The 13,579-nt window shown below is 67.4% G+C and carries 13 protein-coding genes and 2 pseudogenes; 9 read left to right on the forward strand and 6 right to left on the reverse strand.

What is annotated here, in order from left to right; translation table 11 throughout:
- The first annotated feature begins 605 nt into the window (after positions 1-605).
- Entirely contained in the window at positions 606-1,460 is an 855-nt protein-coding gene (locus tag ABZ783_RS31480) for a sulfotransferase (RefSeq protein WP_357444692.1), read from the forward strand.
- A 243-nt stretch (positions 1,461-1,703) separates the two neighbouring features.
- Positions 1,704-2,438 carry a phosphotransferase gene (locus tag ABZ783_RS31485; RefSeq protein ID WP_357444695.1) on the forward strand — a complete coding sequence of 245 codons (735 nt, stop codon included), beginning with the start codon at positions 1,704-1,706 and terminating at the stop codon, positions 2,436-2,438.
- Between the two features lie 343 nt (positions 2,439-2,781).
- Here ABZ783_RS31485 and ABZ783_RS31490 read toward each other — a convergent pair whose 3' ends face one another.
- Positions 2,782-3,453, reverse strand: a complete 672-nt coding sequence (locus ABZ783_RS31490; RefSeq protein WP_357444816.1) for a TetR/AcrR family transcriptional regulator — start codon at positions 3,451-3,453, stop codon at positions 2,782-2,784.
- Between the two features lie 104 nt (positions 3,454-3,557).
- On the opposite strand from ABZ783_RS31490, the gene ABZ783_RS31495 reads away from it, so the two are divergent.
- Positions 3,558-4,292, forward strand: coding sequence for an NAD(P)H-binding protein (locus tag ABZ783_RS31495; RefSeq protein ID WP_357444698.1), 735 nt, complete (start codon positions 3,558-3,560; stop codon positions 4,290-4,292).
- A gap of 555 nt (positions 4,293-4,847) precedes the next feature.
- Here ABZ783_RS31495 and ABZ783_RS31500 read toward each other — a convergent pair.
- Positions 4,848-6,308, reverse strand: a complete 1,461-nt coding sequence (locus ABZ783_RS31500) for a S8 family serine peptidase (RefSeq protein ID WP_357444701.1) — start codon at positions 6,306-6,308, stop codon at positions 4,848-4,850.
- Between the two features lie 37 nt (positions 6,309-6,345).
- Here ABZ783_RS31500 and ABZ783_RS31505 point away from each other — a divergent pair, with 37 nt between their 5' ends.
- The 5 genes and pseudogenes from ABZ783_RS31505 to ABZ783_RS31525 all read left to right on the forward strand — a co-directional run bounded on the left by ABZ783_RS31505 (position 6,346) and on the right by ABZ783_RS31525 (position 9,049).
- Complete coding sequence (locus tag ABZ783_RS31505; RefSeq protein ID WP_357444704.1) at positions 6,346-6,906, forward strand: hypothetical protein; 561 nt, start codon at positions 6,346-6,348, stop codon at positions 6,904-6,906.
- A gap of 14 nt (positions 6,907-6,920) precedes the next feature.
- A pseudogene (locus tag ABZ783_RS31510) lies at positions 6,921-7,055 on the forward strand (NADP-dependent oxidoreductase); the annotation flags it as partial.
- Between the two features lie 12 nt (positions 7,056-7,067).
- Positions 7,068-7,352 carry a hypothetical protein gene (locus ABZ783_RS31515; protein WP_357444707.1) on the forward strand — a complete coding sequence of 95 codons (285 nt, stop codon included), beginning with the start codon at positions 7,068-7,070 and terminating at the stop codon, positions 7,350-7,352.
- Positions 7,349-8,568, forward strand: a pseudogene (locus tag ABZ783_RS31520) (winged helix DNA-binding domain-containing protein). Before ABZ783_RS31515 ends, ABZ783_RS31520 begins: the two are co-directional and overlap by 4 nt.
- Positions 8,569-8,863: 295 nt before the next feature.
- On the forward strand, positions 8,864-9,049 hold the full coding sequence (locus tag ABZ783_RS31525) for a hypothetical protein (protein ID WP_357444710.1): 186 nt from the start codon (positions 8,864-8,866) through the stop codon (positions 9,047-9,049).
- A 172-nt stretch (positions 9,050-9,221) separates the two neighbouring features.
- Here the strand turns inward: ABZ783_RS31525 and coaD are convergent, their stop codons facing one another.
- The 3 genes from coaD to ABZ783_RS31540 all read right to left on the reverse strand — a co-directional run bounded on the left by coaD (position 9,222) and on the right by ABZ783_RS31540 (position 11,426).
- On the reverse strand, positions 9,222-9,677 hold the full coding sequence (gene coaD / locus ABZ783_RS31530; RefSeq protein ID WP_357444712.1) for a pantetheine-phosphate adenylyltransferase: 456 nt from the start codon (positions 9,675-9,677) through the stop codon (positions 9,222-9,224).
- A gap of 195 nt (positions 9,678-9,872) precedes the next feature.
- Positions 9,873-10,550, reverse strand: a complete 678-nt coding sequence (locus ABZ783_RS31535; RefSeq protein WP_357444715.1) for a hypothetical protein — start codon at positions 10,548-10,550, stop codon at positions 9,873-9,875.
- 36 nt (positions 10,551-10,586) lie between these two features.
- Positions 10,587-11,426: an aldo/keto reductase gene (locus tag ABZ783_RS31540; protein ID WP_357444718.1), complete on the reverse strand. Its 840-nt coding sequence runs from the start codon at positions 11,424-11,426 to the stop codon at positions 10,587-10,589.
- A 245-nt stretch (positions 11,427-11,671) separates the two neighbouring features.
- Between ABZ783_RS31540 and ABZ783_RS31545 the strand changes: the two genes are divergently transcribed.
- On the forward strand, positions 11,672-12,562 hold the full coding sequence (locus tag ABZ783_RS31545; RefSeq protein WP_357444721.1) for a hypothetical protein: 891 nt from the start codon (positions 11,672-11,674) through the stop codon (positions 12,560-12,562).
- A gap of 125 nt (positions 12,563-12,687) precedes the next feature.
- Here the strand turns inward: ABZ783_RS31545 and ABZ783_RS31550 are convergent, their stop codons facing one another.
- On the reverse strand, positions 12,688-13,572 hold the full coding sequence (locus tag ABZ783_RS31550; protein WP_357444724.1) for an NAD(P)-binding domain-containing protein: 885 nt from the start codon (positions 13,570-13,572) through the stop codon (positions 12,688-12,690).
- Positions 13,573-13,579: the final 7 nt, after the last annotated feature.

Consider the following 13,579-nt stretch of genomic DNA (forward strand, 5'->3'; position numbering starts at 1 on the left):
CCACAAACCTGACGGAGCAGCCTGAAACGAGCACACAGGGGGTGGGCCACCGAAAGGAGGCCGACCAACGGTCAGGCCCTCCCCAAGGACCGTGCGGGCCTCCGAGCCTCGTGCTGAAGGAACAGACCGAGGGCGATGCAAGGCCCGCCCGACCATGTCATGGTCGGCGCCGTGGCGCGCCTGGTTCACTGCCTCGCTCAGGACTGAGCCGGCGTGATCCAAGATCGGGCATCCGGAGCTGCTCCGGCGTGCTGATCGATCAATGGCGGTCACGGTCCGTGGCTGGCCACTGGGTCGAGCCCGCACCCTGAACTACCAAGATCAGTGCGTCAGTGTGTGAGGGATGCGGCGCGTTGGGAAGCTTCGATAATTCGTTGCTCGCTTGTTGGAGGCGGCCGTCCGGCACGCACTCCGCGCGGCGGGTGCGGGGTCCGGCCCGTAGCAGCGGGTGAAGGGGATAAATGGCTTGCACAGGCGCTGGGCTGAGAGTTTGACTGCTCGCCATGCCTTTCCCCTCACCGATCTTCGTTGCGGGTACGGGTCGTTCGGGAACGTCACGGATCGCCGACATCATCGGCGAACATCCGCTGATCCATCGGATTTCCATGGAGACCCGGTTTCTCATCGACCCGGGTGGCCTGCGGGACCTGGCCGACGCGCTCACCGATCGATACGACCCCACCGTCGGTGAGGACGCCCTGCACCGGCTGAGCGACTTCCTCACCGTACGAGTGCCCGGCCGGCGCGACGATCGCGGCAAAACCGTTCCCGAGCTGGTCGGCGAGCGGCGCTACCGGGACGCGGTGCAACAGCTGTGGCCGCAGTTGATCGCGTACACATACGACGAACCTGCGCCCGCGGAGGGCTTCGGGAACGGCGACCGGCCTGCCGGGCCGTTCGAGCCGCTGAGCCGCCGGCGGGTACTTCCCAGGTATTTCAGCGACCGGGGCGAACTGCTCGGAATCTTGCGGGGCCTGATCGACACCATGTTCGGCGGGGCAGCCGCCGACGCGGGCAAGCCGACCTGGTGCGAGAAGACACCGTTCAACCTGCTGTGCATGGAGTTCCTCTGGGAACTGGTCCCCGAAGCGACCATCGTGCACATCAAGCGTCACCCGGTCTCCGTGCTCGCATCCCACCTGGCCCAACCATGGGCACCGCCCACCGTCGACGGCGCGCTCGCCTACCTCAAGCCGGTCTACCACCGATGGCTCACCTGGAAGAACACGGTCGACCTGACGGGCAGGCGATACATTGAGGTGAAAGCAGAAGATCTCGCAGCCGACTGGCCCGGGCAGCGCCGCGCCCTGTTCGAACGGCTCGACGTCGACGACTTCGCCACCCCTTCAACGTTTCAGTCGCACAAGCTGACGAACCGTAACGACCAATTCGACGACGAAACCCGCGAGCTCATCGAAGAGGCACTCGGCAAGGTCATCCCGGCCATGGGATATGAGTGACGGATCTGGCTCTCCACCTTGACGACGCCGCGTCGCGCCCCTCGAACGCCCGGTAAACGCTGCTTCAGCCGAACCGCATCGCAGACCACTCGTTCCTAACTTTCCGGCCGTCTTTTGACCCGCGCTTATGGGCGGGTGCACGCTTCTGCCGCGAGCGCGCGCTACGTAGCGTGATGACTGCCGCCTTACCTCGCACTCTCGTGCCGAGAACAGTGATGTTCGGAACGCCGTAAGATATGGCCAGTGGGGTGGGAGGCACTCGGGCGATGGGGTGACGACGTCGCTCGCATTGAACCGCTCGCTGGCGGAGTCGCCAACGACGTGTGGAGCGTGCGCGTCAACGGGCACCTCGCGGTCGGTCGTCTCGGCACGAGGAGCGACGCTGATCTTGCGTGGGAGACGGAGCTTCTCCTGCACCTCGACCGTGAAGGTCTGACCGTGCCGGTCCCGATCCCGACTACGGACGGCCGGCTGTTCGCGGACGGTCTGGTGGTGATGACCTACCTGGATGGCGGACCGCCCGAGACGCAGGCCGACTGGCGTCGCGTGGCCGGCACGCTCCGCGAACTGCATCGGCTGACGCTGGGCTGGCCGCAGCGCCCAGGCTGGCGATCGTCGACCGACCTTCTGCACGCCGAGACCGGGACGAAGATCGACCTCGGCGCGATGCCCCCTGAGAGCGTTACTCGATGTCGAGCGGCGTGGGCGCGGCTCACCGGACGTCAGACATGCGTCGTTCACGGCAACCCCAACAACCCTGGCAATGTCCGCATGACCGCGAGTCAGGTCGCGCTGATCGACTGGGACGAGTCGCACGTTGACGTCCCCGACCTCGACCTCGTGTTGCCCGGCAACGCCGCCGGGCTCGACGACGGCGCGCTCGACATCGCCGGGCAAGCGTCGGCCGCATGGGAAGCCGCCGTCTGCTGGGACGACGAGTACGCGGTCAGGCGGCTCGCCGAAGTTCGAGCGGTCTGAGAACCCGTTCGAGGAGTGGGGTTATTGGCGCCGAGTGCGCACATCTGCCGCAGTCCATGGTGCTGACCGATCAAGAGCGGTCACGGTCCGTAGCTGGCCTCTGAGTCGATCGGGCATCCTGAACGCCGAGTGTGTGTGGCCGCGCGGCAGGGTCTGACGATGTTCAGCTCGCGTACGAGACGGGTCTGGTCCGGCCGGGGGAGCGGGCCCCCGGCCGCTGACGTCCGCCGACCGTCGCACCGTCGGCGATCTGTCAGGCTTTCGGGCCGTCGTTGTCGTGGTCCTCGTCATCCGGGTCCATGGGAGCCGTGGTCGGCCTCGCCCCGGTTCGTTTGCTGGCAGGTTACAGCCAGCTTTCGCGCTGTCGCTGCAGTCCGTCGAGGATCAGGTCGAGTCCGATGTCGAACTCCTCGGTGTACGCGTAACCAGGTTTCAGGGCGCGGTCGAGGATCATCTCGGTGAGGTGCGGGTACTCGTCGCGGGGCAGCTGTTTCAGGATCGAGCCCGCCACGTCCTCGAGGTCGACAGATGATTTGAAGGGCAGGCTGAGCTCCTGGAGCGTGCACCCGTAGATGTAGCTGTCCAGCACGGAGAACGCGTGTGCCGCACCAGCGATCGAGAAGCCTCCTGACCGTAGACAGCCGATGACCGCGTTGTGGTGGCGCAGCGTCGCGTGGCCCGGGTTTGTCCGCGAGTCCATCAGGCTTATCGCCCACGGGTGGCGGATCAGTGTGCCGCGCATCGAGACTGCCCGCCGTCGCATCGCGGTTCGCCAGTCGACGTCCGACGGGAGCTCGATCTCGCCGAAGACGAGGTCGATCATGCCGTCGAGGATCATGTCCTTGTTGCGGAAGTGGTGGTAGAGCGACATGGCCTCGACGCCGAGCCGCTCGGCGAGCCTGCGCATGCTCGGCGCACCGGTGCCGGCCTCGTCCGCCAGCGCGACCGCTTCGCGAAGCACCATCTCCTTGCTGAGTGGGGGGCGGCGAGGCGTGTCGGCTGGCTCCGTGGCCACGAGGTCCTCCTGTCTAAGCGGATTGAACGGCTTGACAACCTTACACCGCAAGGTTGTACCTTACGGCGTAAGGATAGCGGCGGTGGCGAGCTGAGGAGAGGGTCGTGGAATCGGTCGGTTTGGACGGGGTCAGGAAGCCGGGCACCGGCAAGAGGGTGTGCATTGTCGGCGCGTCCGGGAAGCTCGGGCGCTACATGTTGCAGCACGCGTTGGACCGCGGGTACGAGATCGTGGGCGTGTGCCGGGAGCAGAGCGTAAACAAGCTCGCTGAGTTCGAGGGACGGATCAGGGTGATCCCCGGAGCGACCGACGACCATACGGTCATCGCACGGGCGGTGAACGGATGTGACGCCGTACTCACGGTGCTGGTGCCGTGGGGGGTGAACCAGTATGCCTCCGGTACGGCCCAGGCTGTGCTCGACCACGGCCCTCCAGGCGCCCGTTTGATCTTCTCCTGCGGCTGGCACATCACCCGCGACGGGAAGGACGTGTACACCCGGAAGTTCAAGATGTACGCGGCCGTGTTCGGGCGGCTGGCGAAGCTTGCCCGTGTCGTGGACGTGGACGACCAGGTGGAGGCGTGCCGCAGAATCTTCGCCAGTGACACCAGTTGGACGGTCGTGCGTGGCAGCGACCTGGAGGAGGGCGAGAGCCAGGGCCTGCCGGTGTGGAGCCGGCACGTGGGTGACCCTGTCCTCGCGAGCAACCTGACCCGTCGCGTGGACTACGCCCGTTTCATGGTCGAGGCGGTGGAGAACGACGGCCTCGTCCACGAGGCCCCGGCCATCGTCGGCCGGCTGACCCCATCGGCCCTCGCCCACGCCGACGGCCCGGCGTGAGCGTCCGGCTCGCGTCCGCCCTGCAGTCACGGATGGGCCTCGCCGAAGCGAGGTGAAGGCGGTCCACGCGGCTGAACCAAGGCAGCGCCCCTCGGCGCGCCTGATACCAGGACCACGGTGGCGATGAAGCGTGCACCCCGCCGATGGTGGGCAGGTGCTGACGCGTCGTTCGGTGAGAGGTCAGCCCGCCGCCCTGACCCGGAGGACCGGGCTGTCCGTCGCGGACGCCCGGTCCCCGGAAGGCTCCCCGCTATTCCAGGGGAGCAGGCCCAGCGCTCGAAGTGTTGCCTGTCCTCGAACGCCATCGGGATGACCTTTTCCTGTTGTCAGGGCGCTCCGGCGCCTCGTCGGCGGCGAGGAGTCGTCCCCGGGACTACTTCGAGAACGCCGCGGCGTACGTTTCGTAGCGGTCCTGGTCGTGGATCGTGAGCTGTGCCAGAGCAAACACGGGCATCGCGGCATGTTGCCAGCCGGTGATCGTGCCCTCCGTGGCGCTGTTTGTTGTCGGTGACGGTGCCGGCTGAACTGCTACTGCGCCATTGAGCTGATCGGCCGTCAGGCAGGTGTCGCGCCCAGCCGTACCGCCGCGGCGTACACGTCGACGAGACCGGTTCCCTTGTCGACTGCGGTGGTGTAAGGCCCGACGGCCTGGTACGCCGCGCCGTCCGTGAACTTGTACGCCGTGGCCTTGAGCGCGTCCTCGACCTGGGCCGGGGTCGCGTCCGGTGCGACCTGGAACAGCTGGGTGACGATGCCCACGACATGCGGGGTTGCCATCGAGGTACCGCTGATCGTGTTGAACGTGCCGAGATCCAGGAGCCCGGGGCCGTTGCGCGGGTCCAGACCGGTCGAGCAGATCACCAGGTACGGCCGGCAGGCCGAGGTGATGTTCGATCCGGGTGCCGAGACGTCCGGGTAGGTCTCCGGGTGCCCCGCCGCCCCGCGGCTGGAGAACGTCGACACGCTACCGTCGCGGGTGCCGGTGCCGTGGTCGTCGTAGGAGGCGACCATGATGATTCCCGGAGTGGGGTCCTGCCCCGGAGGGTTGGTGGCACTGTTGTCCGGGCCGTCGTTGCCGGCCGCCCAGACGGTGACGACACCCTCGGCGGCCAACGCCCGTTGCAACTTGGTGGTCGCCGAGTTCGGATCGAACGCCCCACCGCCACCGGGGCCGTACGAGTTGTTGCTCACCTTGATCGGCGGGCAGCCCGCGCACGGATTCAGGTGATGCTCGAGCACCCAGTTCAGCGCGCTGTCCGCACCGAAGATGCTCAGCCCCGCGCCGACCGACAGGCTGATCAGCGTGGCGTCAGGGGCAGCGCCGTGCAGCCGGGTGCCGTCGGTGAGCGTCGTGTTCCGCCCGGCGACGATCCCCGCGACGTGCGTGCCGTGCCCGCCGGCCGACAGCGTGTCGGTGTCGTTGGCCGCGGTCAGGTCGAGGAAGCACGAGTCGTTGGGCAGCGGGAGCGGCAGACCCAGATCGGTGAGCGGGCCGCAGATGTTCTTCAGATTGAGCTTCACTGCGCTGGAACCGTCCGCGTTGCGGAAGAACGGGTGCGTGCCGTCCACGCCCGTGTCGATGATCGCCGCCGACACGCCACGGCCGCCGACCGGCCGTCCCTGTCCGTCGCGCAGCTCAGCGCGCGCCTGCTCGCCTCGGGTGGCGACGTTCGAGGTCGACAGGTATGGCCGCAGCGGCTGGTCACCTTCGACGTACGTGACACCGGCATGACCGCGAACGGCCGCGATCTGCTCGGCGGTGCCGCGCGCAACCGCGACGCCGATCTTGTTCCAGGTGGTGATGAGTGTGAGGCCGGTGTCGGCGGCCGCCTGCCGGGCCGCGCCGATGCTCGTACCGTGCACAAACACCGGAATCGTGCCGGAGGCTGTCGTCAGCGTCCGCGCCAGGGAACTGGATATCGGGGCGAGCGGGTTGCTCGCCTGCGCCGGCGCGACCGGCGCGACGAGCGCGGCGGCAAGGACGCCGGCGAGCAGGACGGGGGTGGTTCGAGGCATGAGGGGCCTCCTCTGGGAGCCTATGTGACGCCTATCTATGGCCTACATCGGCGATCACCAAACTTATGCAACACGGGTACGTCCTAAGGGCGCGAATGCGTACGGAGCCACCGGCTCGCACTTCACCGTTGTCGACACCGAGATCGACGGCGAGGTCCTCGTCCGCACCGACTACCTCGGGCTGGCCGCCACATACCTCGAGCTCATGCGCTCCGACTGCCACCTGCCGATCCCGGCCTGGCAGCCGGGCCAGCGCATCGGAGTCATGGCCATCGGCACTGTCCTACGGTCGGCCAGCCCGGATCTGCGGGAGGGCGACCTGGTCCAGTCGATGAGCGGCTGGAGTACGCATTCCGCCGGGCCGGCCGCCTCGTATGTCAAGCTGGACCACGACGCCTATCCGGATCCGAGTTACCACCTCGGCCAGGGACCGACCGCGTACTACGGCATGGCAGACGTGGCCAAGGTCGGCCGTGGCGATGTCGTGTTCGTGTCCGGCGCGGCCGGCGGCGTCGGCTCACTGGCCGCCCAGATCGCCCGCAATCTGGGCGCCTCGAAGGTCATCGGCAGCGCGGGCAGCCAAGCCAAGGCGGATTAGTCCACGAGCTCGGTATCGACGCCGCATTCGACTACCACCAGGACCCGGTCGCAGCACTGAAGGAACTGGCACCCGAGGGAATCACGGTCTTCTTCGACACCGTCGGGGGCACGCTCTACAAGGCCGCGCTCGAGGCCGCCTCGCCGGGAGCGCGGTTCGCGTTGTGCGGATCGCTGTCCACCCAACTGAGTGCGGCAGCCCAGCGATTCCCCGAACCCGACCAGACTGCCGCCGCAGCCAAGGGGATCGAGCTGCTGCCATTCTCCTGCTACCACACGCCCGACCAGATCGCCGCATGGCACACCCACTTCAGGGCCTGGCTCGACCGGGACAGCTTCGTCTTCCCGCAGACGATCGTCCAGGCCGGCATCGACGCCGTACCCGACGCCTTCCTGTCGCTGTTGCGAGGCGACTACCGCGGCAACGTCTCGGTGCGGCTGGCATGACGCCGCTGTCGCATCGCGCCCTCAACCGGGCACTGCTGCAGCGCCAATTCCTCCTGGAACGCACCGACCAGGCGCCGCTTAGCGTGATCCGGCGTCTGGTCGCCCTGCAGGCACAGGAACCGAACTGGCCCTACCTCGGGCTGCGGAGCCGGATCCGCGGGTTCACCCACACCGACCTGACCACCCTGCTGGCCGACGGGCAGGTCGTACGCTCCAGCCTCCTGCGCAGCACCCAGCACATCGCCGCAGCCGGCGATTTCCGTCGGCTGCGGCCACTCCTGCAACCCGTCCTCGACCGCACCGCCAACTCGCCGTACTTCCGGCGCAACCGTAACCGACTGCCCACCGAGACGCTGGTGGCCGACGGACGTGCGCTGCTGGCCGACGGACCGCTCGCCCGTAAAGAACTCGCTCGACGCGTCGCCGCCCGCCACCCGGGCCGCGACGGCCGGATCCTCGCCGGCGAATTCGAACTACGCACCCCGCTCATCCACGATCCCACCACCGCATCCTGGGGCAGCTGGGGCAACCGATCTTCCATCACCGTCACCGCCCTTGCGGCCGACACCATCGAACCCACGGCGATCCACGAACTGATCCGCCGCTACCTCGCCGCCTTCGGACCCGCCACGGTGGCCGACGTCCAGGCATGGAGCGGGCTAACCGGCTCAACCAAGTCGTCGCGAACATGGGCGTCGAACTACGCCACTACACCGGGCCCGACGGCCAGACCCTGCTCGACCTGCCCGACACGCACCTACCTGACCCGCACATCCCAGCGCCCGTGCGACTGCTACCCGCGTACGACAACGCCCTGCTGGGCCACGCCGACCGCACCCGCATCATCAGCGACGAAGACCGCAAGCAGATCATGCCCGGCCGGGCCCTGGTACACCCCACCATCCTCATCGACGGCTTCGCCCGTGGAACCTGGTCGTTCACCGGAGACGACATACGACTCGTCCCATTTCGGCCTCTCACGGCCTCCGAACAGCAAGCCGTCAACGACGAAGCGAACCAGATGCTGCCCTTCCTCAAGCACCGACGAGCGTCATCGCCCGCGCCGCAGCGTAATCCCTGGCGACTGGGAGGGGTTCGGGCTGGTCGCGGTCGTGCCATTTTGGGTGTGCCCCAGAATTCGAGCCTCCCTCTAGTGAGGGAGATGAATCCCCTCGGGATGGGAGGCGTCACGGCGCCTTGGCGACGATCTTGGTGATGTGAGAGTTCACGGCAGCCCTCGTTGGGCGTACGGCACGTTCGCGTGGCTGATCCTCTTCGTCGTGTCCCACGTGGTAGCGATGTTCCTCCCCGGTGACGATCCGACCGGCGACGGACCTTGGGGCCGAAGGGCGTACGTGATCTTCAACATGGCTCTCATCCTCATGTCGGCCGTCGGGGCGGCTGTTGTTGTAGCCACCGTCCGGCCATGGGGACGACGTGTCCCTCGGGGGGTGCTCCTCACGCCGCTGTGGTTTGGCAGCGCGCTACTCGTCGTGCGAGGGGTTCCCGGGATGGTCGAAAACCTGCTGATGGCAACCGGCATCCGCCGAGGCGGCTTTGTGGGGGCGGAAGACATCTCCACGGCTGAGCTCTGGGCCGGCCTTGGGATCAACACCTATTTCTTCGTTGGCGCAGTGCTGCTCGTCGTGACCACGGTCTCCTACTTCCGCCGATCACGGGGAGACAGCCACGGCTGATTGCCACACCTCCCACAGCCAGGTCATCCGCAACTGCCGCAGTCCGTGTGTGCTGACCAATCAAGAGCGGTCACGGTCGATAGCTGGCCACTGAGTCGAGCGGGCATCCTGAACTGTCGAGAAGAGTGCATCCCACCTCGAGGCGTTGCCACCGTTCCGGTACCCCTGGGCGTCACTCTCCAGCGTTCAGGGACGGACGGGCCGACTGTGCGGAGCGGTATGCGCGTGCGACCGTGGACGAGGTGGCGGCCAGCTGCGGACGGGTCGGCAACCAGACGGTCTGAATGCCGAGTTGCTCGTTCATCGCGGCGAGCTGGTACTCGTGGCGAAGGTCCGCGGCTGTACGTAGGCCGCGGACGATGACCGTGGCGCCGCGGCGCAGGCAGTAGGCGGTGGTCAGGCCGGTCCAGGTGTCCACCTCGACGTTGCCCCAGGCTGCCGGGATGGCGTCGCGCACGCGTGCGGCCCTGACAGTGGCCTCGGCGGTTGGTTGCTTGTCGGCGTTCACGGCCAGCAACACGATGACCTGGTCGAACATCACCCGGGCGCGGGCCACGAGGTCGCGGTGCCCCGGGGTGAACGGATCGAACGTACCGGGATAGATCGCCAGCGAGCCGTGTGCCGGCACCACTGCAGGAGTTGACGTAGCCGTCACCGCGTCTCCAACCACATGGCCACGATCATGCCAGCAGTGCAGGTGCCGACCCGACTTTGGGCCTTGCCGTCACCGCCGACCACCGCAGACATCCTGATCTGCCGCGAGACGTGCGCCGGCAGGGCGCCGTGTGCTCGCCGCTGGCGACTGGCGTGCGGGCAGGATTGGCTACGAGTCTTGGACGAGGAAGCACCCGTGCCGGCCGTCGGTGGAGATGAACGCGAACGCCACCGGTGCGGCACCGAGGTTGAGGTGGAACGGCTTCCAGTTCGTCTCGAGGCGCAGCAGGGGCCGCCACGGCCCGCTCTTGGGCCAGTCGTGCTCGTTGAGCAGCAGTGCCGTCCCGCCGATCTTGTCCTGGTCCAGTGCCTGGAAGTAGTGGTCCCGTTCGTGTGGTGGCAGCGCCGTATAGGCGTCGTACGGTAGGTGCTCGGAGTCCTCGCCGCGGATCAGTTCGACGGTGTACTCCGCTGGCGATCCATCGTCGTGGTAGAGGGTTGGGCCGTTGGTCAGTGGGCTGGTCGGCCCGTCGAAGACGCCGCCGGGCTGGATGATGACGGCGTTCTCGCCGCCGTCGGGGAAGATGACGTCCGGGTCGAAGTCCTCCACCTCGCTGCCGTGGTCGCCATGGGTGAGGAACACGTAGGCCAGCCGCCCAGGGCCGGCTCCGGCGAGCTCGGGCTCCAATGCGATCTGGCAGACAAACCGCATCGGGGTGTCCCAGCCCTGGCTGACCGGCCACTGCGGTCCGGCAAGCCAGACGGGCTGACCGCCGAACTTGGTGACCGGCTCGGTCACCGGCGCCTCGGCCCGGTGATAGTTCGCGATCCGCCATACGGCAGCCATGGCGGCGACCGTAGCAGACGGCCAGTGCGACGAGCCCTATACCGGCTGGTGTAGCCCGTCCAAGACGGTGCGTTGGGCGGGGGTCAGGCGAAGCCCCTCGGCGGCGAGGTTCTCCTCGAGATGCCTCACTCGGGCGGTACCAGGAATCGGAAGCATCACCGGCGAATGGCTGAGGAGCCAGGCGAGCGCGATCTGGGTGGAGGTGGCACCGAGCTCGGACGCCACCGCGGCGATTGCCGCCGTCGTTCCTGATGCACCTGCCGCGACAGGCCGCCACGGCATAAACGCGATGCCGGCCCACTCGCAGGCCTTGAGGACGGCCTCATGCTCGCGGTCGAGCACGTTGTATCGGTTCTGCACGCTCGCCACATCAATGATCTGACGTGCCTGGTCGAGCTCGGTGACGGTGACCTCTGACAATCCGATCCGACCAATCTTGCCTTCAGTCCTCAGGTCCTTCAGGGTGCCGAGCTGCTCAGCGAGTGGCGTCTCCGGGTCGATGCGGTGCAGCTGAAGCAGCTCGATCCGTTCGACGCGCAGTCGGCGCAACGCCTGCTCGACTTGCGCGCGTAGGACATCTGGCCGCCCGTCCAGTTTCCACTCGCTCGCAGGACCTGATCGTGCGACGCCGACCTTGGTTGTGATGAGCAGCCCATCCGGATAGGGGTACAGGGCCTCGGCGAGGAGTTCCTCATTAGCTCCACCGCCATACAGGTAGGCAGTGTCGATCAGCGTGACGCCCAGCTCGACGGCACGCCGGACCACCGCTATTGACGACTCGCGAGCAGCACCTGCCTCGGTCGGCAGATGCATGGCACCGAACCCCAGCCGCCGCACCTGCAGGGCTCCGTCGATGCGGAAACTCGTCGATGTCACGCTTCTCCCCCGTGGAGAGGCAACGCTATCAGCGCGCTCACGGCCATGGTTGTCCGCAGCAAGGGGCGCATCCGACGGGGCCGCACTGATCTGCCGCCGACAAGGCGCGGCGTCCCTCGGCGCGCACATCACCCAGCCGTACCTACCGTCGGGTCGCTCGCTGCGTAGCGGCGTTACCCGCGCGCCTATCCTTGCCGCGTTCGGCGGGGGCGGCGGTTGGGAAGGGCAGCGGGCAGTATCGGCGCATGTCGTCCGAGCTGCTGCGAATACGAGATCTGGTGCCGGATTTTCAGGCGTACGCCGATGACTGCGGGACGTTGGACCGTACGCGTTGGCCGGGGCTTTGGCGGTCTCGCTACCTTGACCGTCACCCGCGGATCTTCAGAGAGCTGGACCGGGAGGGGGAGTGGTCACGTCCTGACGACCTCGCCGCCATTCTGGGCCGGCTGCACGAGGACACCACTGACCTCATGGCCCGCTCCGCAGCGGTGCGCGCGCTCCTGCCGATCGGGGTCGCGGCGGTCGCGGAACTTCTTGGTTGGACGGGGGAGGGCGGCCCGGTTGACTGCATCGTGCTGGTGGGGTTGCAGCGGGCCAATGGCTGGGCCGACGCCCTCGACGGTCGGTACGCCTTGTTCCTCGCGGTAGAGCAGCTGGGCGTGGCCGACGACGACCGCCTGCTCGTTCTTCACGAGGTGGCGCATGTGGTGCACGACCGGCTCGCCGGGATTCGCGATTGGCCGCCGCACGGGCTGGCGAGCTGTCTGCTCACCGAGGGGCTGGCCACTCAGGTCTCGGTGGAGACGGCACCCGGGCGCGCGGACGAGGAGTATCTCTGGTTCGGCCGTCCGGGTTATCGGGCATGGCTTGACGAGTGCCGGTGGCGGTGGTCGGAGATCTTGGAGCGGATCGGGAATGACCTCGACGGGATCGACCCCGCGCGGCATGCGCCATACTTCCTCATGCGGGACTCGCCGCTGGCCGGCGACCTGCCCAAGCGCTGCGGCTACCTGGTCGGACTCGAGGTGGTCCGCCGGCTGCGGAAGGATCATCCGCTGCCCGAGATCGCCCGATGGAACCTGGACCGCGTTGGCACAGAGGTACGGCAAGCCCTGGAACAACTCGCCGCGCACTGAGCGCTCGTCCTGGTCGCGCTCGGCCACCTCGAAACCCGCGCCGCAGATCGCGCACGTGGTGTGTGGCCGGCCGACGGGTGGCGACGCGCGGAGGTGCCGATGAGCGGGTGTCGGCTGGTCGAACGCTATCCGACCGTTGCGGTTAAGCCCTCGTCTCCGCGGCCGTCTGCGATGAGCGCTTCGATTCTCGCCGCTACCTCTGGTAGTCCGCCATCGCCGAGACGTCGGCCGGACCGCAGTTCGATGAGGTGGCGGACGACCGTAAGGTGCTCGGTGAGGTCTGCGGGGCCTGGGGGGTAGGCGGCCTGTTGCATTTCCCAGACGGCGGCGGACATTCCAGTGACCACGTGGCCGAGCTGGGTACCCGCCGTGTGGGAGAACTCCACCACGTCGATGCCGGCCTCATGCGCTGCATCAAGGGCACGTAGCAGACCGAGTTGGGCGTCGTACCACACCCCGAAGAGAGCAAGGTCCCAGACCGCAGCTGCCTCCGGCGTTTCTCCGACAAAGCGGGGCCTGCTCAGCAGGCCGAGGGAGGTCTTGTGTTGCTCGAACGCGTGCCGAGAGCCGCTATACAAGATCGTTGCGGCATCGGTGCCGATCATCTCGGGCGAGGCCTGAATCCCCGCGTCGATGTAGTGCGCGCCCAGGGTGGCGACCCGTTGGGCGGCCAGCCGCGCTTCGTTGGCGGTACCCGTGTACATTCCGACAATCGTCTGCCCGGACAGGTCCATGTCGAGCTGGGTGAGGCACTGCTCTACCGCTGCGTAGTCCTTGAGGGTCAGGAAGACGAGGGTGCTGGATGACACCGCCTCCCGGACGGACCGCGCTGGTAGCGCTCCCGCGGCCACCAGATCGGTTGCACGACTTTCGGTACGGTTCCACACCGTAACGTCGTACCCGCCTCCCAGCAGTCGATGTACAAGCGCACTACCGATGGCCCCCGTGCCAATCACCGCGACCCTAGGTGCTGACTTCTTGTCATCGCACATGGCGCGATCCTCAAACATCAACCTT

The sequence above is a fragment of the Micromonospora sp. NPDC047738 genome (assembly GCF_040642675.1).
In the GTDB taxonomy this organism is placed as follows: domain Bacteria; phylum Actinomycetota; class Actinomycetes; order Mycobacteriales; family Micromonosporaceae; genus Micromonospora.